18 protein-coding genes are annotated in these 21,237 nt (G+C 68.7%); 7 read left to right on the top strand and 11 right to left on the bottom strand.

Translation table 11 applies throughout. From position 1 onward, the window contains the following. Nucleotides 1-133 precede the first annotated feature (133 nt). Entirely contained in the window at nucleotides 134-790 is a 657-nt protein-coding gene (locus K2Z83_RS08920) for a PspC domain-containing protein (RefSeq protein WP_220594829.1), read from the bottom strand. 341 nt (nucleotides 791-1,131) lie between these two features. On the opposite strand from K2Z83_RS08920, the gene K2Z83_RS08915 reads away from it, so the two are divergent. Continuing rightward, nucleotides 1,132-2,004 carry a tetratricopeptide repeat protein gene (locus K2Z83_RS08915; protein ID WP_220594828.1) on the top strand — a complete coding sequence of 291 codons (873 nt, stop codon included), beginning with the start codon at nucleotides 1,132-1,134 and terminating at the stop codon, nucleotides 2,002-2,004. A gap of 123 nt (nucleotides 2,005-2,127) precedes the next feature. On the opposite strand, the gene K2Z83_RS08910 is transcribed toward K2Z83_RS08915, so the two are convergent. The 4 genes from K2Z83_RS08910 to K2Z83_RS08895 form a co-directional block, all read right to left on the bottom strand. Next, a complete protein-coding gene (locus K2Z83_RS08910) occupies nucleotides 2,128-2,790 on the bottom strand; it encodes a M23 family metallopeptidase (protein ID WP_220594827.1) in 663 nt (220 codons plus the stop codon). Nucleotide 2,791: 1 nt separating this feature from the next. After that, entirely contained in the window at nucleotides 2,792-3,919 is a 1,128-nt protein-coding gene (locus K2Z83_RS08905; protein ID WP_370650112.1) for a glucosaminidase domain-containing protein, read from the bottom strand. Continuing rightward, entirely contained in the window at nucleotides 3,916-4,440 is a 525-nt protein-coding gene (locus K2Z83_RS08900; RefSeq protein WP_220594826.1) for a hypothetical protein, read from the bottom strand. The genes K2Z83_RS08905 and K2Z83_RS08900 overlap by 4 nt, the downstream gene beginning before the upstream one ends. 258 nt (nucleotides 4,441-4,698) lie before the next feature. Further along, entirely contained in the window at nucleotides 4,699-5,703 is a 1,005-nt protein-coding gene (locus K2Z83_RS08895; RefSeq protein WP_220594825.1) for a class I SAM-dependent RNA methyltransferase, read from the bottom strand. Here K2Z83_RS08895 and K2Z83_RS08890 point away from each other — a divergent pair. From K2Z83_RS08890 to K2Z83_RS08880, 3 genes are all read left to right on the top strand, one after another. After that, nucleotides 5,685-7,667 (top strand): S8 family serine peptidase, encoded by a 1,983-nt coding sequence (locus K2Z83_RS08890; protein WP_220594824.1) that lies wholly within the window; start codon nucleotides 5,685-5,687, stop codon nucleotides 7,665-7,667. The two genes, K2Z83_RS08895 and K2Z83_RS08890, sit on opposite strands and share 19 nt — an antisense overlap. A gap of 656 nt (nucleotides 7,668-8,323) precedes the next feature. Next, on the top strand, nucleotides 8,324-11,692 hold the full coding sequence (locus K2Z83_RS08885) for a S8 family serine peptidase (RefSeq protein ID WP_255603596.1): 3,369 nt from the start codon (nucleotides 8,324-8,326) through the stop codon (nucleotides 11,690-11,692). A gap of 502 nt (nucleotides 11,693-12,194) precedes the next feature. Then, nucleotides 12,195-12,470: an HU family DNA-binding protein gene (locus K2Z83_RS08880; RefSeq protein WP_220594822.1), complete on the top strand. Its 276-nt coding sequence runs from the start codon at nucleotides 12,195-12,197 to the stop codon at nucleotides 12,468-12,470. Between the two features lie 76 nt (nucleotides 12,471-12,546). On the opposite strand, the gene K2Z83_RS08875 is transcribed toward K2Z83_RS08880, so the two are convergent. After that, nucleotides 12,547-14,196 (bottom strand): M1 family metallopeptidase, encoded by a 1,650-nt coding sequence (locus tag K2Z83_RS08875; protein WP_220594821.1) that lies wholly within the window; start codon nucleotides 14,194-14,196, stop codon nucleotides 12,547-12,549. A 159-nt stretch (nucleotides 14,197-14,355) separates the two neighbouring features. Between K2Z83_RS08875 and K2Z83_RS08870 the strand changes: the two genes are divergently transcribed. After that, on the top strand, nucleotides 14,356-14,613 hold the full coding sequence (locus tag K2Z83_RS08870; protein WP_220594820.1) for a hypothetical protein: 258 nt from the start codon (nucleotides 14,356-14,358) through the stop codon (nucleotides 14,611-14,613). Nucleotides 14,614-14,661: 48 nt separating this feature from the next. Here K2Z83_RS08870 and K2Z83_RS08865 read toward each other — a convergent pair whose 3' ends face one another. From K2Z83_RS08865 to bcp, 3 genes are all read right to left on the bottom strand, one after another. After that, on the bottom strand, nucleotides 14,662-15,642 hold the full coding sequence (locus K2Z83_RS08865; RefSeq protein WP_220594819.1) for a D-glycerate dehydrogenase: 981 nt from the start codon (nucleotides 15,640-15,642) through the stop codon (nucleotides 14,662-14,664). A gap of 67 nt (nucleotides 15,643-15,709) precedes the next feature. Continuing rightward, nucleotides 15,710-16,402: a lactate utilization protein gene (locus K2Z83_RS08860; protein WP_220594818.1), complete on the bottom strand. Its 693-nt coding sequence runs from the start codon at nucleotides 16,400-16,402 to the stop codon at nucleotides 15,710-15,712. A 114-nt stretch (nucleotides 16,403-16,516) separates the two neighbouring features. Further along, a complete protein-coding gene (gene bcp, locus K2Z83_RS08855) occupies nucleotides 16,517-16,981 on the bottom strand; it encodes a thioredoxin-dependent thiol peroxidase (RefSeq protein ID WP_220594817.1) in 465 nt (154 codons plus the stop codon). 189 nt (nucleotides 16,982-17,170) lie between these two features. Here bcp and K2Z83_RS08850 point away from each other — a divergent pair, with 189 nt between their 5' ends. Continuing rightward, nucleotides 17,171-17,617 carry a MarR family winged helix-turn-helix transcriptional regulator gene (locus K2Z83_RS08850; RefSeq protein WP_220594816.1) on the top strand — a complete coding sequence of 149 codons (447 nt, stop codon included), beginning with the start codon at nucleotides 17,171-17,173 and terminating at the stop codon, nucleotides 17,615-17,617. A 237-nt stretch (nucleotides 17,618-17,854) separates the two neighbouring features. On the opposite strand, the gene K2Z83_RS08845 is transcribed toward K2Z83_RS08850, so the two are convergent. Then, nucleotides 17,855-19,663, bottom strand: coding sequence for a tetratricopeptide repeat-containing sensor histidine kinase (locus K2Z83_RS08845; protein ID WP_220594815.1), 1,809 nt, complete (start codon nucleotides 19,661-19,663; stop codon nucleotides 17,855-17,857). A 277-nt stretch (nucleotides 19,664-19,940) separates the two neighbouring features. After that, nucleotides 19,941-20,726: an alpha/beta fold hydrolase gene (locus K2Z83_RS08840; protein WP_220594814.1), complete on the bottom strand. Its 786-nt coding sequence runs from the start codon at nucleotides 20,724-20,726 to the stop codon at nucleotides 19,941-19,943. A 258-nt stretch (nucleotides 20,727-20,984) separates the two neighbouring features. Here K2Z83_RS08840 and K2Z83_RS08835 point away from each other — a divergent pair. Beyond that, on the top strand, nucleotides 20,985-21,237 hold a 253-nt coding region (locus K2Z83_RS08835; RefSeq protein WP_255603594.1), incomplete at its 3' end, for an MATE family efflux transporter.

Genomic DNA, 21,237 nt, shown 5'->3' with positions numbered 1-21,237 from the left:
GGAGAGCGTAGCTCTCCCACAAAAAAACTGATGGTGCTGCGGCGCGGCTACGCCGCGCCGAGCACCATCAGTGCGCCATGTGCCTGCTGGGCACAACCAGTGAGCGATTTCGGGATAGCGGCGGCGCAGCCGCCTACCGCTTGCGGCGCATCAGGAAGACGCCGGCGAAGATCAGCAGGGCGGGGAAGACCAGCGACATATCGATGCCGATCTGCTCCAGGAAGATCAGGCCGCCGATGCCGATCAGGATGAAGCCAAGGGTGCGCCAGTTGCGGGCGCGCCGGGGCGGCGCCGGCTGGCCGTAGGCCGTCGGCAGGCTCGCCGGCGGCATATTCAGGTTCACCGTCTGCCCGGTGGAGGGGCGCTCTGGGGTGAGCGGCTGGCCGGTGATTGGGTCGAAGCGATACTCGGCGGGCGGCGGCGGGGACTGCGTGGGCGCGCCCGTAGCGCCGGGGCGCGGCTGGCCCTGGCCGCCCTGGCTCTGGCCCTGGCGCAGCACCTCGCGGCCGAGGCGGGCGGCCTCCTGGCCAAACTCCTGGCCGAAGCGCGAGGCCTCCTCGCCAAACTGCTGGACGCCCTGCTGAAAGCTCTGCTGGCCGGATGCCGCGTTCGCCCGAGGCATGACGATCCAGAGCACCACATAGACCGGCAGGCCGAGCCCACTGGTCAGGGTGACGAGCACAAAGATCAGGCGGACGATCACCGGGTCGATATTGAAATACTCGGCCAGCCCGCCGCAGACGCCGGCGATCATCGACTCGGTGGGGCTGCGGGTGAGTCGCGGTTGCATAGCTCCACTCCTTAGAAATTGCAGATTGCAGATTGCAGATTGTAGATTGTAGATTGCAGGTTGCTTTACAGTTTGATGCTGTGAATGGCGTTCTACCGCACCAAATCTGCAATCTGCAATCTACAATCTGCAATCTTGTCGTACTGGCCATTCGACGGCGGCGCAGGGTCAATTGTTGCGCGCGCCAAGGGCGCATATTCTACCAGTTTTTGACTGATATCGCAGAACATTTGTGACAGTAGATGTCACAACGGCATTGTACACTAGAGATATCCACCAGACAGACTCTGCCCTGAAGCATCGTACCCTGTCCTGCGCATAGCCGTGAAGGAGACTCCCTGATGGCGAGCCAGACCCAGCCCACACCTGCGACGCCCCTCAGCTGGCCGGCAACCCGGCTGTCCTGGATTGGCCGGCAGCTGCTCCTTGTGCCCGAGGCGGTCCTGCTGCTCACGCTGCTCTGTCTGCATGCCACGCTGGGGCCATCGCCCGCGCTGGTGGCGCTAGGCATGGGCATGGTGCTCTGGTTTGCCACACGGGTGGGGCTGCTCTACGCCGCCAAGCGGTCGGTCGACTCGGGGCGCTACGGGCGCGCCGAGGTGATGGCGAAGATTGCGGGGCGGCTCTACCCGCTCTCGGCCGACGCCCACGCGCTGCTCGGCACCGTGTATCTGCGGCAGGGCGACCCGGGGGCCTCCGCGCTGGCGCTGACCCGCGCGGTGCGCTACTACCCCTTCCAGGCCGAGCTGCACGCCGCGCTGAGCGCCGCGCTCCTGGCGGGCGGGCGTGCCCACGACGCGCTGATGTCCGCCACCACCGCCCTGATGATCGACCCCGGCTGCGCGCCGGCCTACCTGAGCCAGGCGAGCGCGGAGGATCTGCTCGACGCGCCACCCGAGCTGATCGAGCGCCACCTGCGGGCCGGGCTTGAGCAGCGGGCCGCGCCCGCCGACGAGGCCGCGCTGCGCTGCGCCCTGGCCCACGTGCTGGTACGCCGGGGCGACGCAGACGAGGCGCGGCGTGCCCTGGCCAGCGCCGAGCGGCTGCTGCCCAAGAGCCAGCTGGCCCAGCGCGCCGAGCTCCACTATCAGATCGGCGAGATCCTGCGGATTATCGGCGACTCCGATGCCGCCCGCGCCCACTTCAGGGCCAGCGAGTCGCTCGACCCGGACGGCCCCTGCGCCGCCGACGCGTGGCGCGCCGCCCGGTCATAGAGCACTGAGCAGAAGATTGCGCCACTGAGGCACTGAGACTGGTGGCCGCTCCGCTCGCGCCTTGCGCTATAGTGATCGAACAGACAGGCCAGCGGGAAGCAAAGCTTCCCGCTGGCCTGTCTGCTATCGTGTCCCGTCAAGCGCCCCGAAGTCGAGCGGGTTCTGGTTCACCCACTGCCCGCCCTGCATCGCCCAGACCTGGTAGTCGAGGTGCGGGCCGGAGGACTGGCCGGACGAGCCCACATAGCCGATCAGGTCGCCGGGGCGCACGGTCTGGCCGTCGCTGGCGGCGAAGCCGGCGAGGTGCGAGTAGCCGGTGCGGTACTGGTCGTTGGCGACCCAGATGTGGTTGCCCGCCGGCCAGCTGTCCGGGGAGAGCGTGACCACGCCGCTCTGGGTGGCGTAGATCGGGTGCTGCCAGGTGCCGTCGGGGTCGGCCGAGCCATCGCCGTTGCCATCGATCGCCAGGTCGACGGCGCCCCAGGTGGCGGCGGGCGCGTGGCTGCCCACCCCGTAGCCCTGGGTCATCACCGTGTTGGCGACGCCGAGGGGGTTGCCCTGGGGGCGGGAGTCATCGCCGAAGCCGCGGCCCTGGGCCGTGCCGAAGAGCCCGGCGGGCGCCGCGTTGGCGATCGCCGCCTGCTGGACCTGCCCGCTGGGCGACCACATGCTGAAGCGAGTCTCCTGGCCGCCGCGGAGGCTGAAGAAGATATAGAGCAGGCCGATCAGCGCGAGGGCCAGCACGAGCGTGCGCGCGGCGCTGGAATTACGTCTGCCGCCATACATCCTAATGAACCCCGTTAGCGCGCCAGCCGTCCACCATATTGGTGACAGAGTTGATATAGGCCTGGACGTCGTTCTCGAAGGACGGCGCGTAGATCGGGATGATATCCTTCACCGTCTGCGTGCCGCGGCCCTTGATATACTCGACATCGATCAGGCGGTACCAGTCCTCAATGCCCTCATCCCATGAGCCGTAGTCGCGGAAGCGGCCGTAGCAAGTGGCGTAGCCCGCGCAGATAATATTGCCCACATTGTGAGTGCTGGCGCCGCCGGGCTTCAGCCCAGCCCATGCCGCGTTTGTGCCGGCGCTACTCTCGTGGATGAAGAAGGCGACGGCGTAGGCCGGGTCGATCCCATACTTCAGGCCGAGGTTATACCATGCCGCGCCGGTGCCGGCGGCGGGCGAGCCGTAGGAGGCCAGGATCGCGTCGATCTGCTGGGCGGTGATGCTGGGCGCGCCCTGGAGCGCGTAGTCGCCGGCGGAGCGGGCCGCGCCGGCGAGCGGCGAGCTGCCCGCGGCGTTCGCGATGCTGTTCGTGGCGTGGTCGAACAGCGTCGCCCCCCAGCGGCTGATGCTTGTGCCGCCCGGGCCGCCCATGCCCACAATCACGCCCAGGCTCAGAAGGATCACCACGGCCATGATCAGCCAGGCGTTGCGGCCCGGCAGCTGCGGCGCGCGCGGGGCGCGGTAGCTCATGTAGGGCCGCGCCGCGAGCTGCTCGGCGCGGTGCAGCATGGTCTCGGCCTCATCGTGGCGATCCCGGGCGACCAGCAGCTTCTCGTCGGGCGGGGCCGCCACCATCGGGCGGGGCCGTGGGCGAGGGGCGGCGCGCGTGTCGGTGATGACGGTGGGGGCCGGCTGAGGCTTGCGCTCTGGGGCCGCGCTGCGCGCGGGCGCCGGGCGGCTCTGCGCGGGGGGCGCGGGCTGCTGGCGCTGACGGGGCGCATCTCGGCGCAGGGAATCCGCCTTGGTTGGCATCGCCGCGCTGAGATCGTCGAGGATATCGCCGAGGGGCGCGGGAGGGCCGCGCCGGCGCGGCGCAATATCCTCTGCCTCCAGGGGGAAGAGCGGCTCACGGCGCGGGCGCGGCGGGCGTTGCTGGTTAGGGCGGCGACTCTCAGCCGTACTCACGACCCGTGCTCCTCTAGGAGCTGCTGCTGCTCGTCTGGTGTGGGGAGACGAAATGATCCATCGCGGTTCAAGTATACGATCTGCTCATTACGAACATCAATAATGAGGTCGTCAAGTCCGTCGCGATCCATATCACGCAAGGATAATAACACAGGTGTCAAATCTTCGTTGGCGCCGAAGAGGTAGGGGCCGGGCAGGCTCCGCACCTGCGATGAGTCGCCCGCGGGGAGCTCGAGCACCACCACCTGGCGGTCGATGTTCATGCCGATCAGCCGTGTCGGCTGGGAGGCCGACTCGGGGCCGTGCCCGACCAGGCCTGCGATCTGGGTGGTGCGCGGCCGGCCGTAGCGGATATCGTCGATGCGAACCTGCGCCCAGCTCACGGCGGCGCCGACCAGCACATAGATCGCCAGCATCGCGAGCACGCCGGTGATCAGATAGGCGATGGGGCCGACGCTGCGCGGGAGCGGGATCTGGCGGGCGGTGCGAGTCTCGGTGATCTCTTTGCTTGTGACAGCCATAACGACACCCTTTCGTAGCTATGCGGCAGTACAACTGATGCTGTCGGCGACTCGTGTCGCTGACAGCATCGGATCGGCTGCTACGTGCATCTCGCCTCACATGCGGCGATTAGCACGCGGGTCACTTCGCCACTGTGTGCTCTTGATTCAGGTGTCGTCACCGGCGCATCTAGGCGCCGGATCGCTCGTGGTGATGTTCTGTGGCGCATCGAACGTGTGTTCGTATATTATCAGAACATCGGTTCTGTGTCAACTATATTATCGCGGATCGAGGACGGCCATCGCCTCGACGTGGGGCGTGTGGGGGAACATGTCGTAGCCCATCAGGGAGCGCAGCGCATAGCCCGCGCCGAGCGCCCGCAGGTCCTCGGCGAGGGTCAGCGGGTTGCAGGACACATAGACGATCCGCGCCGGCGCGACCCGCAGCAGCTCGGCGCAGACCTCGGGGCCGAGCCCGGTGCGCGGCGGGTCGGCCACGGCGACCGCGCAGGCCCCGGCGGGCTGCGCGCGCAGGTAGGCCAGCACGTCCATCGCCACCGCGCGCACGTTGCCCGCGCCATTCGCCGCGCTATTCCGCCCCGCCAGCTCGGCGCTCTCGCCGACCGACTCGACGCAGACGACCTCGCCCACATGCGGGGCCAGGTGCAGCGCGATCGTCCCCACGCCGCCGTAGAGGTCGAACACCGACGAGCGCTGCGCGCCGCTCGTCACAGCCTCGCGCACATCGTCCAGCAGCCTATCGAGCAGGTGGACGTTGTTCTGGAAGAAGGTGTTCGGGCCGACCTCCAGAGTCGCGGCGCCAGCGCGCATGGGCAGGGTCTCCGCGCCCCAGTGGCGCAGCGGCGACCCGAAGGAGAGGTCGGTCAGGCTATCGTTCAGCAGCCAGTGGAAGCTGACGACGCCGGGCTGGGACAGGGCCGCCTCGGCCAGCTGGGCCATCTCGGCCTCGTAGGGGCCGGCGGCCGTCACCGCCGCGAGGAGCAGGGCGTCATCGGGGCTGCGGCGCACCACCACATAGCGCAGAAAGCCCGTGTGGCTGCGCAGGTTATAGTCGGGCAGGCCAAGCTCATTCGCCCGCGCCCACACCGCCTGGGCCGCCGCGAAGGCGGCCGGCGGGATGAGGTGGCAGGTTGTCATCTCCACAATGTGGTTGAACTTGCCGCGCGCGCGCAGGCCGAAGCGGCCCTTGGTGGCGACGTAGTCCATGCGGGTGCGGTAGGCGTAGGGGTCGGGCGTGGCAGCGTGTGCGGCAAAGGCGGGCATCGCAAAGCTCGCCGCGAGCTGGCGCCGACCCCGCCGACCCAAAGAATACCACGCGCGACGGCCTCTTCCCCACGGCCAGGGTGATCGGCGGCTACGACTTCGTCGGCGAGTCCTGGCCAGACGGCCCCCTGGCCCCCGACGAAGACCCGATCGACTACGAGGGCCACGGCACCCACGTCGCCGACATTATCGCCGGCGCGCAGGGCGTTGCCCCCGCCGCCTCGCTCTACGCGCTCAAGGTCTGCTCGTCCGTCTCCGCATCCTGCAGCGGCGTGGCGCTCATCCAGGCCATGGAGCGCGCCGTCGACCCGGACGGCGATGGCAGGTCGAACGACCACGTCGATGTGATCAACATGTCGCTGGGCTCGGCCTATGGCGATAACTACTTCGATGACCTCTCGACCGCCGTGGAGAACGCCAGCAAGCTCGGCGTCCTCACCGTCGCATCGGCCGGCAATAGCGGCGACCGGCCCTACATCGTCGGCACGCCCTCGGCGGCCCCCTCGGCCCTCGCGGTGGCCCAGACCCAGATGCCCAGCGCGAAGAACTACCCCCTGGTGGTGAACAGCCCGTCGAGCATCGCCAAGCCGTATGTACACACCGCGACGGTGGACTGGGCGCCGATCGGCGACGGGTTCACCGGCGACATCGTCTATGTCGGCACCGCCTGCCCCGGCGAGGCGCTGCTGGCCGACCCGGCCGGCAAGGTGGCCCTGATCGACCGCGGCACCTGCGCGGTGAGCCTCAAGACCGACATCGCCGCCTCGGCGGGCGCTATCGGCGTGCTGATCGGCCTGACCGCCCCCGGCGACCCCTTTGCGTTCAGCTTCGGCGGCGGCACGAACATGGTGCCGACCCTGATCATCGCCCAGGCCGACGCCAGCCTGATCAAGCTGCGTATCGCCGCCCCAGTCAATGTGACGGTCTCCGATCGCCTGGCCTCGCCCCTGGTGGGCAGCATGGTCGGCTCGTCATCGCGCGGGCCGTCGATCGGGGCGATCCTCTCAAAGTCAACCTTCGGCTATCAGTTTGGCCAGATGATCAAGCCAGAGATCGGCGCGCCCGGCGCGTCGGTCTCGGCTGAGGTGGGCACTGGCACCGGCTCCACCGCCTTCGGCGGGACGTCGGGCGCCGCGCCGATGGTGGCGGGCGCCGCCGCCCTCGTGCTCGCCGACAAGCCGCACCTGTCGCCCGCAGAGGTCAAGGCGCTGCTGATGAACACCGCCGAGACCGAGATCTACACCAGCATGGTCGCGCAGAACATCGTGCTGGCCCCGATCACCCGGATCGGCAACGGCGAGGTGCGCGTGGATCGGGCCCTGGCGACTGGCGCGGCGGCATGGGGCCTCAACGGATCGAGCGCCACGCTCTCGTTTGGCTTCGTCGATGTCAGCCGAAGGAAGATCACGCTCTGCCGCACGGTGGAGGTGCGGAACTACACCGGGAGATCGATCACCTACGGCATCGACAGCACCTTCCGCTACGCCGATGACGAGGCGAATGGCGCGGTGACGATCACGCCCTCCCGCAGGAGCATCACCGTCCCGCCCCACCGCTCGCGCTATATCAGCATACGCATGGAGATCGACGGCTCGAAGCTGCGCCCCTGGACGATGAACTCCGGGTCGCTCGGCGGGGACCCAACGCTCCTGAATCAGCTTGAGTACGACGGCTACATCAGGCTCACCGACCTCAAGAACGCCGACAATAACCTGCACGTGGCCTGGCACGTGCTGCCGCGCCTCTCGCCCATGGTGCGCGTCTCGACCACGAGCGTCGGCCGTGGCGATGACGAATGTCGTCGCCGACACCTACGACAACTACTTCACCGGCGCGCTCACCAGCAGCATCTCGGCGACGATGAGCGTCCTCAACGAGCGCTATGTCGCCACCGACCCCGCCGGCATCGCCCTCAACACCCTCAGCCTGCCGTCGAACAGCCAGGCCAGCTATGGGATGTATGACTTCGGCGCGGCGGGAGCGAGCCCGACCGAGGGCGGCCTGCTGCTGCTCAACACATCCGGCGGCGCATCAGAGGCCCTTGTGATCCGCGCCGCGCGCTGTGCGGCAAAGGGCGACCAGAGCTATGATGGCTCGCGGGGCTCCGCTAGCTGCCGGTGAGACGCAGAGGCCACAGATAACGCAGACGAGGGTGGGCAGCTTGAGCGCCCACCCTCGTCTGCGTCTGCGAGGATGACAGTTTTTTCATTAGAACATGTGACAAATCGCACTAGAAAGCTAAAAAGCGCGAGAGCCTCATCTATACAACAGCCCGTAACACCTTGACAATTTTCTTTACATCCTTCATCTTAAATACATCAGTCGTACGCATCTCTATAAGACGCTCTGTTATGCGCCCTATCACGGGGCGGCGTCCCCGCCGTCGAGCTTTGCTATGCCCGTGTGGCCAGGCTCTGACTGAAGACGGAGACAGGCAGAACAGGAGGCTCATACCACACAAAACAAACCCGCTCCACACTGCGCCGATCGCCCCCCTCCTAGCACCTATGCTGCGATTGTGCGCTCGCCTACCACCTCAGGCACGATGCCAGGATCCCAACGATGTGATCGCCGCACCGCTGCTTTCACGGTTTGTGTCTACTTTAGGGAGGGAGTCTCTATGCTTCGGAAGAGAAGCCACGCTGCGTTTAGCCTGCTCAGCATGCTCGTCGTCTTCGGTTTTCTGTTCGCCGGCGCCCCGCAGACCCAGGCCCAGGGCGGCCGCACCACCGGCAGCCTCACCGCAACCCCGCTTGATATCAGCGCCCTTGAGGGGACGATCGAGTCGTCGATCGCCAAGTCCGACTTCGCCGACGCCGATATGGTCAGCCTGCTGATCAAGATCGCGGATGCGCCGCTAGCCACCTACGACGGCAGCATCCCCGGCCTCGCCGCCACCAGCCCCAAGGTGACGGGCGCGGAGCTCGATGTCTCCTCTCCGGCCAGCCAGGCCTACCTGGCCTACCTGAACGGCAAGATCGACGCGATGGTCGCGAGCCTCAAGGCAACCATCCCCGCCGCCACCGTGACCCACCGCTACGACGTGGTCCTGGGCGGCGTCGCCGTCCGCCTGCCCCGCATCTTGGCGGAGCGCCTGGCGCGCGTCTCGGGCGTGAGCACGGTGATCGTCGACCAGGTCATGAAGATCGACACCTACCGCAGCCCGGCCTTCATCGGCGCGACGACGGCCTGGGCCCAGGGCGGCGGCCAGGAGAAGGCCGGCGAGGGCGTGATCGTGGGCATCCTCGACAGCGGCATCTGGCCGGAGAACGCCTCCTACGCCGACCCGGACCCCTCGGGCAAGCCCTACGCCGCCCCGCGCGCGCGCACCGATGGCACAGCCTGGCCCTGCGACTTCAGCGGCGGCACCAACCCCGGCGACCCCTTCAGCTGCAACAACAAGCTGATCAGCGCCCAGCGCTTCATGGGCACCTATGAGGCCGCCGTCGGCCTGGCGCCCTACGAGTTCACCTCGGCCCGCGATGACGACGGCCACGGCACCCACACCAGCAGCACGGCCGCTGGCAACTCCGGCGTGCCGGTCAGCCTGCTCGGCAACAACCTGGGCACCATCTCGGGCATCGCCCCGCGCGCCCAGATCGTGGCCTACAAGGTCTGCGGCGAGCTCGGCTGCTACGGCACCGACTCGGCCGCCGCCGTGCAGCAGGCGATCGTCGACGGCGTGGATGTGCTGAACTTCTCGATCAGCGGCGGCGAGAACCCCTTCTCCGATGCGGTTGAGGAGGCATTTCGCGACGCCTACGACGCCGGCATCTTCGTGTCCGCCTCGGCCGGCAACAGCGGCCCCACCCCCGACACCGTGGCCCACCGCGGCCCCTGGACGATGACGGTGGCCGCCAGCACGATCGACCGCTCCTTCCAGAGCACCGCCAGCCTGACCGCCAGCGACGGCGCGACGCTGTCCATCGTCGGCGACACGCTCACCCAGGGCATCAGCACGCCCGCCCAGGTGGTGGTGAACAGCGGCGACCCGCTCTGCCAGTCCCCGGCGGCCGCCGGCAGCTTCGCCGGCCAGATCGTCCTCTGCCAGCGCGGCGTCAACGCCCGCGTGGAGAAGAGCGCCAACGTCGCCGCCGGCGGCGCCGCCGGCATGTTCCTCTTCAACACGGTGGCCCAGGGCACCAACACCGACCTGCACAGCATCCCGAGCATCCACTTCGAGGGCGGCCCCGGCAGCGCCGGTGAGCAGCTGGTGGCCTTCATGGCCGCCCACGCCAGCGTGACCGCCACCTTCACCGATGGCGCACCCGCCACCGTGCAGGGCGACGTGATGGCCGGCTTCAGCTCGCGCGGCGGCAACGGCCAGACGCTCGGCATCAGCAAGCCCGACATCACCGGCCCCGGCGTGAACGTGCTGGCCGCCTACACCGGCAGCGAGTACGGCGTCGAGGTTCCGATCTACAACTTCCTCAGCGGCACATCGATGTCCAGCCCGCACATGGCCGGCTCGGGCGCGATCATCAAGTGGCTCCACCCCGACTGGACCCCCGGCCAGATCAAGTCGGCCCTGATGACCACCGCCATCGGCGATGGTGTGGTCAAGGAGGACGGCGTCACCCCGGCCGACGCCTACGATATGGGCAGCGGCCGCGTGAACCTGGCCAAGGCCTTCAACCCCGGCATCACCTTCGATGAGACGGCCGCGAACTTCACTGCCCTTGAGACGCATCTGTGGGACGCGAACTACCCCAGCCTCTTCGTCCCGACGATGCCCGGCACGATCACGGTGCGCCGCACCGCCAAGGATGTGCTCGGCGAGAACACCGAGTGGAAGCTGCGCCTGGAGACCCCTGCCGGCCAGGCCAATGACTTCACCGTGAGCTTCCCCAGGGAGTTCAAGGTCAAGAAGAACCGCAGCGCCAGCTTCAGCATCACCATCGATGGGCGCGATGTGCCCCTGGGCGAGACCCGCTTCGCCACGATCATCTTCAGGGGTGAGAAGGGCCGCTCGCTGCGCTTCCCGGTCACCTTCATCCGCAAGCAGGCCACGATCACGCTCGACACCTCCTGCAGCCCGGCCAGCTTCCCGCAGAACAGCAGCGCCGACTGCACCGTCACCGTGGCCAACACCACGTTTGACACCGCCACTGTGAGCGTGAACGACCTGCTGCCCTCCGAGCTGCGCGTCGACCGCCGCAGTGTCGTGGGCGGCCGCGCCTCCGGCAACCGCGTGACCTTCCAGGGCACGCTGGCGGGCGCCGAGCCGGCCATCCCCTCGCTCGCCGACGTGTACTTCGGCTCGCCGGCCGGCTACCTGCCGCTGGATCTGTTCACTGGCAACCTGGTGATCCCGGCCACCGATGAGTCGATCACCAACGTCAACGTCCCGTCCTTCGTCTTCGGCGGCGAGACCTACAGCCGCATCGGCGTAGTCAGCAACGGCTACCTGGTTGTCGGCGGCGGCACCGGCGCCGATGTGAGCTACCTCAACCAGATCCTGCCCAACACCACCCCGCCGAACAACGTCCTGGCGCCCTTCTGGACCGACCTCAACCCGGCGGCGGCCGGCACAGTCCAGGTCAACGTGCTGGGCGACAGCGTGAATTCCTGGATTGTCGTTGAGTACTCCGGGGTGAAGGAGTACAGCACCGCCACAACCAACTCCTTCCAGGTCTGGATCGGCATCAACGGCGTCGAGGATATCTCCTACGTCTACAGCGACCTGGGCGGCAACGGCGACGGCGGCTTCCTGACCGTCGGCGTCGAGAACCGCTTCGGCAACCGCGGCGATAACTACTACGCCGACGGGGTGGGCACCCTGCCCACCGACACCACGGAGCTGATCGTCTCCTCCGTCCCCGGCGCCCCGGGCGAGACCCACACCATCTCGTTCAGCGTCGAGGGCCGCAGGGCCGGCACGTTCGTCAACTATCCGCAGATGACGAGCGACAGCTTCTACGGCACCAGCACCGGCCGCTTCGCGGGCGAGGTGACGCGCAGCAAGCATAGCGGCCACGGCCACCGCTAGGGGTTATGGGCGGGGGGGCTGCCCCCCGCCGCTCTCGATGGCGCAGCGGGGCGGTGGCATAGCCACCGCCCCGCTGCGTTGCGCTGGCCTGATTGTCATCCCTAAGCGCGTGGGCGGTACTACTCGTGCCAGAGCCATTTGCACTATTCACAGTGCGGCATAGGCGTGCTACAGTAGCGCATAGGCCAGGTCGGGGAGCGCAGGTGATGCCCCAGGCGCCTGGGGCCGCCGCTCACTCCTTAGCCGGGTCGACAATTACAAAAAAGGCCGTTTTCCCCACTGGCATGCGGAAAACGGCCTTTTTTTGTTCGACATGGAGCACAAAAAAGAAAACGTGCGTGCTGAAATTTCATGGCTTTGTAATGCCCTAAAATAGAGTTGGAAATTTTGAGATGCGGTATAGGGCTTCTATATCACCTAAGGGTATTGACAAGGGCAGTATACTGCATTCTGACGGGAAAACGTATCGTTTACGCGTATGTACTAGAGGAGGACTGCGCTGATGCAGAAGACGGATTTTATCAAGGCCGTGGCTGAGAAGGCCGGCGTCTCGCAGAAAGAGACCAAGCTGGTCGTCGACTCGGCCCTCGATGTGATCACCGAGGCCCTGGCGAAGGGCGAGAAGGTCACGCTGACGGGGTTCGGCACCTTCGAGGTTCGCTCGCGGCAGGCCCGCGAGGGCGTCAACCCGCAGACTCGCGACAAGATCCACATCCCGGCCACCAAGACCCCGGGATTCAGCGCGAGCAGCACGCTCAAGGATGCCGTAAAGGGCTAAACTCCGCACCGCCTGTGTAAGGGCGCAGCAGAAGGGGCGCAGCGCGCTGCGCCCCTTCTGCTGCGCCCTTACGTTTTTAGGGGATAGCCACGGGCGCCGCCGTGAGCACCCAGTCATCATAGAGCTGGCTCAGGTCGCAGCCGCAGCTCTCCTGGGCCACGCGCAGCAGGTCGGCGCCGCCGATGTCCTGGTAGCGGAAGTCGCGGTAGTAGGCGTGGATGAAGCTGTCGAAGCCCTGGCCGCCGAGCTGGTTGCGCAGGGCCTGGAAGAAGAGCGGGCCTTTGGCGTAGATCACCGGGTAGTAGCGCCCCCCGCCGAGCTGGGCCGGCGAGGAGGAGAGGGGCGCGTCGCGGCCGGCGGCGCGGGCGCTGCGGAAGGTGTCGCGGAAGAACTGCAGCTCGGCCGCGGCCTTCTCCGGCTCGCCGATCGCCTCATAGTAGACGACCTGGGAGTAGCTGGCCAGACCCTCGTCGAGCCAGGCCTCGCCCTGGGCGTCGTTGCCGACCTGGCTGTACCACCACTGGTGGGCGATCTCGTGGGCGATGGTGGTCTCGAGGCCGCGCCCGCTCTGGCCGTAGAGCTTCTGCTCGATCAGGACGACGCCGGGGTACTCCATGCCGAGGAACTGGGTGAGGGCGGACTGGATCACCTCGAGCTCGGCGAGCGGGTAGACGCCATAGCGCTCGTTGAAGGCGCGCAGCGAGCGCTCGGCAACCTCCAGGCCCGCCTGGCCGGCCTCGGCGCTCCCCTTCTGATAGTAGGAGACGACGCGGGTGCCATCGACCACCGCCTCGGCCTGGGCGAGGCCCTGGAGCGCGCCCAGGTAGAACTCGCGCTGCGGCCCGCTCACGAATCGCTGGCGGTGGACCTGCTCGTTCACCGGCCCGTCGCTGACCGTCACCCCGCTGCTCACCAGGGTCCAGCCGCTCGGCGCGTCGATGGTGACATCGTAGAGGGCGACGCTGGAGACAACGAAGTCGCCGCGCGACTCGATCGGGCGGGTGTCCCATCCGGTGTCGGCGGAGTGGCGGGCCAGGATGGGGTAGAAGTTTGCCATCGACCAGACCCCGGCCTCGAAGTTGTAGGCGCCGAAGGTCTTGGCGCTGGCGGCGCGGGGCGTCGTGGCGGTGAAGCCGAGCACCACGCGGGCGGAATCGCCGGGGGCCAGACTCTTGGGCAGATCCAGGCGCAGCAGGGTGTCGCTGTGCTGGGCTCCCGAGGGTACGGGCGCGCCATCCACGGTGGCGCTGGTCACATCGAGCCGCCCGCCGAAGTCGGGGTGGTTCGGGTAGAGGTGGAAGGCGATCTGGTCGAGGTCGACGCCGTAGCGGTTGACCATGTCGAGGGTGACGGTGCCGCGCACGCTGAGGTCGCCCGGGCTGAGGGCGGCGATGATCGTGTAGCGGTCCCACGCGCCGGCGGCGGAGAGGTCGCCGGCGGCGGCGGGGATGAGCGCCGGGGCCTGGGCGGCCACCTCGGGCGGCAGGTCGGCGGGCGCGGCGGCCACCTCGGGCGGCAGGTCGGCGGGCGCGGCGGGCGCGGGCGGCGGGGCTGTGGGGGCCGCTGTCGCTGTGGCAGCCTCAGGCTGACCGGCCGTGGGCACGGGCGCGGCCGAGGTGGCGGGCGCCGAGATGGCGGCGGCGGTGGCCGAGGTGGCGGCGGCGGGCGCGCAGCCGCCGGCGAGCACGGCGAAGGCGAGCACGGCTGAGAGGGTGCGTGTGATCATAGGGTGAGAGACCGGCACGCCGCGAGGAGATATCTCCCTAGCGCCCCGGCGAGGGGTGTGCTATGCTTAGGCCACAATCTTGAGACACTGTACCACAGCGTGACCTGAGGCGACACAGCAGTTTTCTGCGAGCAGCGGCATACCACGAGGAGGTGCCCTATGACGCTTAAAACGCTCCCCCAGCCAGCGCTGGCCCGGCCAGAGCTCCCCACCCCACCGAGCGATACTGCCCCGATATACACGCGGTTTGGCGCGGCCCCACAGCCCCGGGTGCCGATCAGCGAGCCTCGCTACATCCACGCCCTGATGATCGCGGCCTGGCTCGGCCGCCTGATCGACCCGATCGACCTGGCGCATCAGCCGAGCTCTGGATCGCGGAGGACGCGGAGCTGGGCGGAGGACGCGAACGCGAACTGACGCGAAGGGCGCGAAGGCTTCGCTGACGGCGGTGAAGTGGGCGTGAGCCTACCCCAGCACCTCGGGGTTGACGGGGGTGGGCGGCGCGCGGCCCGTGAGGGCGGCGGCCAGGTTCTCGGCGGCGAGGGTGGCCATGCGCGTGCGGGTGGCCACGCTGGCGCTGCCGATGTGCGGCACGGCCACGACGTTGGGCAGCCCGAGCAGCGGGTGGTCGGCGCCGATCGGCTCGCGCTCGAAGACATCGAGCCCGGCGGCCCAGGGGCGCCCGACGCGCAGGGCGGCCTCCAGGTCGGCCTCGCGCACCACCGGCCCGCGCGACACATTCACGAAGACGCTGGTCGGCTTCATCTGGGCAAACTGGGCGGCCCCGAACATGCCGCGCGTCTCCGGGCCGAGCGGCACCGTCACCACCAGAAAGTCGGCCTCGGCCAGGATCGCGTCGAGGTCGCGGTACTGCGCGCCGGTCTCGGCCTCGATCGCGGGGGCGGGGCGGCGGTTGTGGTAGCGCAGGCTCATGCCGAAGCCGCGGGCGCGCCGCAGCACCGCCGCGCCGATCCGGCCCGCGCCCACCACGCCCAGCGTCGCCCCGTAGATGTCCTGGCCGACCATCTGCATGGGGTACCAGGGACCCCAGCCGCCGGCCTCGATCAGCTTCTGGCCCTCGACGACCCGCCGGCCGGCGGCCAGCATCAGCGCCCAGGCCAGGTCGGCCGTGGTCTCGGTGAGCACGCCGGGGGTGTTGGTGAGCAGCACGCCGCGCCGGGTGAGCGCCGGCAGGTCCACGTTATCATAGCCGACGGCCATGTTGGCCACGGCGCGCAGGCGCGGCGCGGCGTCGAGCAGGTCCTGGTCAATCCTGTCCACCAGGATGGTGAGCAGGCCGTCGGCCCCTGCGGCGGCGCGCAGCAGAGCCTCGCGGGGCATCGGCGTCTGCTCCTCGGGCCACATCTCCACCTCGCAGTCGCGGCGGAGGATCTCGACGGCGGCGTCGGGCAGGCGGCGGGTGATGTAGGCGCGGGGTCGGGTCATGTGATCATATCCCCGGTGTCCGGATATGTAAGGGCGCAGCAGCGCCGCGCTGCTGCGCCCCTACCCGTCAATCAATCAGCACCACGTGGATCTCCTGCGGGCCGTGGATGCCGAGGGCGAGGGTCATCTCGATATCGGCGGTGCGCGAGGGGCCGGTGATCAGGGTAAGGTTGCTGGTGTCGCTGAAGACATCGGCGCCGTAGCGCGCGCGGGCCTGGGCGATGGCCTCGCCGAGGCCGCGGACGATCTGGCTGGAGCGCAGGACGGCGACGTGGTAGGGGGCGAGGAGCGAGGCCAGGCGCGGGCGGCCGGGGCCGTGGCGCAGCATCAGGCTGCCGCTCTCGGCGATCCCAGCCTCGGCGCCGGAGATGCAGACGGCGGCCGGCTCCATGGCCTGCAGGCGCCCCTTGCGCGCGTCGCCCTGGACATCGGCCTCGGCCAGGGCGACGCCGCGCGCGGCGAGGAGCTGGGGCAGCCCGCCCAGCCCGATCTGGGCCATGTCCCAGGCGATCACCTGGCTGGCCCCCTTCTCGGCTAGGATGGCCCCGATCTGCTCCACGGCAGCCTCATCATCGCCCACCCGGTAGACCCGGCCGGTCAGGGCGCGCAGCTCGGCGGTGAACTGGTCGGCCAGGATCTCGGCGGGGGGCAGCACGTAGGGCGGGATGTCCTGCGGCGCGGCCTGGGCCTCGCCGGCCAGCCATGATCGGCTGGAGGCCAGGCTCGTGCGCAGGTTGGACAGGATCTGCTCGCGGGTCATTGGGCACCTCCTCGCCATCCCATAGCCGTCGATGGATATAATTGCGCCGCCTCAGGGGTACGAGCGCTCATCATACTGTGGATTGGGCGCACTGACAAGGGCGGCCACTTGGCCCTAGCCCAGCGCCGCCACCGCCCGCTTCACGCTATCGGCCGGGCTCACCTTCACCTCGGCCTGGATGATCGTCCCGCCCTCGTCGATCACGAAGTGGCTGCGGGTGATGCCAAAATACTTCTTCCCGTACATACTTTTCTCGCCCCAGACCCCGTAGGCCTCCGCCACCGCGTGCTCGCTGTCCACCAGCAGGGTGAAGGGCAGGTCGAACTTGGTCTTGAACTTCTGGTGGGCCTTCTGTCCGTCGGGGCTGACGCCCAGGACGAGCGCGTTCTTCTCCTCGATCTGCGGGTGCTGGTCGCGGAATCCGCAGGCCTGGGTGGTGCAGCCCGATGTGTCGTCCTTCGGGTAGAAGTAGAGGATCACCTTCTTGCCGCGGAGCTGCGACAGCGTGACTGGCTCGCCGCCGTCGCTGGTCAGGGTGAAGTCGGGCGCCTGCGCGCCGACGGTTGGGGACTCGGCCATCGTGTACCTCATTCAGCTGGGATCACATTGTCTCCACATGGCGTAGGGGCGCAGCGCACTGCGCCCCCTACTATTGTACCGAATGTGCCGGGGCTGCGCCGCCCGCGATCCGTCTTTTGTCGTATTGATGTCTCTACCAATATCAGGTACCCTTACTATCAGGAGACCTGAGGCACCTGGAGTGTACCTATGTCGACCGATGCCGATGCCGACGCCGCAGCGCGGGCGCTGCTTGAGACGCTGCCGCTGCTCAACCGGACCGTGGCCGCCATCGTCCAGGGCGACGCGCCCGACAGCCTGACCATGCCGCAGTTCCGCGCGCTGGCCCACCTGGGCGCCGGCCCGCTGACCGTGAGCGATCTGGCCCGCCGGCGGCGGGTGACTATGGCCTCGATGGGCGAGCTGGCCCAGGCCCTCGTCGAGCGCGGGCTGGTTACGCGCACGCCCGACACGCACGACCGCCGGCAGCAGCGGCTCTCGCTGAGCGAGGCGGGCGCGCGGCGCTACGCGGCCGCCCATAATCTGGCCCAGGCCCAGATCGCCGCCTCTCTGGCCGGCCGCCTGAGCGATGATGAGCTGGCCGCCGTGTGCGCCGCCCTGCCGGCGCTCCAGCGGGCGCTGACGGAGACCGGGTAAGCTATCCAGACGCCGTACGGGCGCAGCAGGGGCCGCGCTCGTAAAACCTTGTTAGCGCGAATAAGTCCTGGGTCAAGCCCCACCGGCTGGCGACTGAAGTCGCGCCGGAGCGGCGCTGCGCGCCGGGCGTCGGCTCAGCGTCTCGTCGTGGGCCACCACCGACGAGGATGTCGAGCGCAGCATCGCCGCCATCCTGCGCTGCGCCGAGCCAGCGTAGGGACACCGCGCGCGGTGTCCCTACGGGCCAGCCATCGCGGGGAGCGCAACCGTAAAGGTGCTGCCCTGGTCGGCTCCGGCGCTCTCGGCCCAGACATGGCCGCCCTGCAGCTCGACCAGCTGGCGGACGATCGCCAGCCCCAGGCCGGTCGACGGCTCGCCGCCGGTCGGCGTCGCCGAGAGCCGCTCAAACCTGCCGAACAGCCTGGGCAGATCGTCTGCGGTCAGCCCCGGGCCCTCGTCGCGCACCGCGCAGCGGGCGATCTGGTCGCCGCAGCTCACGCTCAGCCAGATCCGCCGCCCGTGGGGCGAGAACTTCACCGCGTTGCTCAGCAGGTTCTCCAGCACGCGCCAGAGCATGGAGCGGTCGGCCCGCACCAGGCAGCCGGGCTCGGCCTCGACGCTGATCGTCTGCCGCTTCTTCTGCGCCATCGGCTCGTAGATCTCGACCACCTGCTGGATCAGGTAGGCAAGGTCGATCGCCTCGACGCGCAGATCCATCTTGCCGGACTCGATCACCGTCGAGTCGACCAGGTCCTGGAGCATGCGCTGCATACGATTGGCGTTCTGGCGAATCATCCCGATCACCTCGCGCAGCGACGGGTCGTCCGCATGCTGGAGCAGCAGTATATCGGAGAAGCCGCTGATCGCGCTGAGCGGGTTGCGCAGGTCGTGGGCCACAACCGACAGCAGCCTCGTCTTGAAGCGGCTCGCCTCCTCGGCGATGGCCCGCTGGCGGTCGGTCTCATCAAGCAGCGCCCGCAGCTGATTATTTCTGACGTGCTCCAGCTCGGCCTCGGACTGGCGCAGCCGCGCGTCCTGCCGCGCCACCTCAACCTGGTGGATGATCTGGAGCTTCCTGGTCTGCTCGCTCAGGTTAGCATCGAAGATCATACGCTCCAGGTCGTGAAAGCGGCGATAGAAGGCCAGCGCACGGGCCGGGTCGCCGCGCCGCTCGTACAGCTGAGCCAGCAGCTCGGCGGCGCGCATCATGATCTCGCTGGCCTGAAGCTCCTCGGCGATCGCCAGCGCCCGCTGCAGGTAGCTGAGCGCGGGGTCGGCGCCGGCCAGATCATCCGACGCCAGGGGCTCAAGCTGCGGGCTGCGCAGGAAGAGCTTCCCGATCTGCAGCAGGCTCTCGGCCTCGCCGTGGCGGTTGCCGGTCGCGCGCTCGATCGCGAAGCTGCGCAGGTGGAAGGCCTGTGAGCTCTGCGGGTCGTTCAGGTCGTCGTAGAGCGCCCCCAGATTCCCGAGCGCGCCGGCCTGGCTGTACCTGTTGCCGATCTCCTCGGCGATCGCCAGGCTCTCCTGATAGCAGCGCATGGCGCCCGCGAGATCTCCGCTGGAGCGGTGGGCGTTGCCGATGTTATTCAGCGAGATGGCCGCGCCCGGCCGATCGCCGAGGGCCTGCTTGAGGCTCAGGCTGCGCCGATGTGCGTCGAGGGCCTGCGTGTAGTCGCCCAGATGATAGTAGGCGTTGCCAATGTTGTTCCACGAGGCCGCCTCAGCCTGGGTCAGGCCGAGCCCCTGGCGGATGGCCAGGCTGCGCAGATAGAGCGCGTAGGCCGTGTGATGATCGCCGAGCGACGAGTGGACGTTGCCGAGCACATTCAGCGCATCGGCCTGGGCCTCGCGCTCGCCCATGGCCTCGTAGCCTTCGATGGCGGTCAGCAGCGCATCGCGCGCCGCCTGGTATGCGTCGAGCCTGAAGTGGCAGGAGCCGAGGATGGAGCAGCTGTGGGCCACGGCCTCGGCATAGCGGTGCGCCTCGGCGAGCGCGCGCGCCCGTGTCGCGAGCGCGATCGCCCGGCGCGGAGCCGTGCGCTGCACGCGCCAGGCTCGCCGGTTGAGCCGATTGGCGGCCGCACGAGCGAGCGCCTGACGACGAAGAAGCCCGCCACCGAGCAGGCGGGCGCGCCGTGTCTGTGATTTTCCAGCCCCCATACAGCCCTTGATGCGTGGTAAAAGGCGATTGTCTGCTGAATCAGGCTGCTTGAATTCTACGCGATATCTGCAAGTCGCACCAGGACTTCGCAGGCAAGAAATGACTATGCGGCGCAACGTTGCCAAAGCGAGCGCCCGCCGATGAGCGGTGAAGCTCAGTGGCTCAGTCGTGCAGCCCCCCCAGAAAGTCCCGCAGCGCGGCGGTGAAGGCCTCGGACGCCTCCATGCTGCTCAGGTGGCCGACGCCCGGTATCACCGCCACGGCGCTGCCGGGGATGGCCATGCTGATCGCCCTGGCCTCGGCGGGCGGGGTCAGCCCGTCGAGCTCGCCGACGACCACCAGCGTGGGCACGGCGATGGTCGGCAGGACCTCGAACGAGTCGGGGCGCAGGGCCATGCCGCGCAGGGCGCCGGCGATCCCCGCCGGCGTGTTGGCTATGATCATGGCCCGCAGATCGTCGCGCACGGCCTGGCCGGCGTCGGGCGCCACCAGGCCGGGGATCATCTTGTCGGCGATCGCGGCGGCCCCCTCGGCCTCGGCCAGGCGGGCGTTGGCCTCGCGCCCGGCCCGCCCATCGTCGCTGTCCGCCCCGGCCTTGGTGTCGGCCAGCACCAGGGCGCGGGCGCGGGCGGCGTGGCGGCGCATGAAGGCCAGGGCGATGTAGCCGCCCATCGAGAGCCCGCAGACCGTCGCCCGCGCCAGCCCGAGGTGGTCGAGCAGGGCCGCCAGGTCGTCGGCCTGCTGATCCATCGTGTAGGGGCCGGGCGGCGCGTCGCTGCCGCCGAAGCCGCGCAGGTCGGGCGCGATCAGCCGGTACTCGCCCTGGAGCGCCTCCAGCTGCGGTCGCCACATCGCCCCGGCGAGCGGGAAGGCGTGGACGAGCAGGATCGCCGGGCCATGCCCCACATCCGTGTAGCGCACCCTCACCCCGTTGATAGTCGTCTCCATCAGATGTGCTCCCTCACTGTCAGGTTGAGTGTCAAATGGCTGGCGGGCCAGTGGCGCCGGGAGAAACAACACCCATGTCACCCTGAACGGAGCCGTAGGCGAAGTGAAGGGTCCCGGCCGGGATTCCTCGCTGCGCTCGGAATGACACGTTCGCCATGTGGTATCGCCTATGAAATATAGCACGGCCGGGTCGGGCGCGCCGCAGGATCGGCCCGCAGCCCTACGGTTGCCCCGGAGGGCCGATGGTAGAATAGGATCATGAGCACACCAACCAATGTGAGCGCGCCCGCGATGGCCGCGCCCGCCCCGCCCGCCGTCCTGCGCCGGCGCGTGATGAACCTGGCCGCCCCGGTGATCGGCGAGAACCTGCTCCAGACCCTGCTCGGCGTGGTCGACACGATCCTGGTGGCCGGGCTGGGCGCCGTGGCCCTGGCCGGCGTCGGCACCGCGCTCCAGGTGATCTTCGTGATCACCGCCGCCCTGAGCGCCCTCTCGGTGGGCGCATCGGTGC

The sequence above is a fragment of the Oscillochloris sp. ZM17-4 genome, from assembly GCF_019599295.1.
Taxonomy (GTDB): Bacteria; Chloroflexota; Chloroflexia; order Chloroflexales; family Chloroflexaceae; genus Oscillochloris.
The sequence above is the reverse complement of the archived record's forward strand: the minus strand, read 5'-3'. Positions and strand labels throughout refer to the sequence as shown.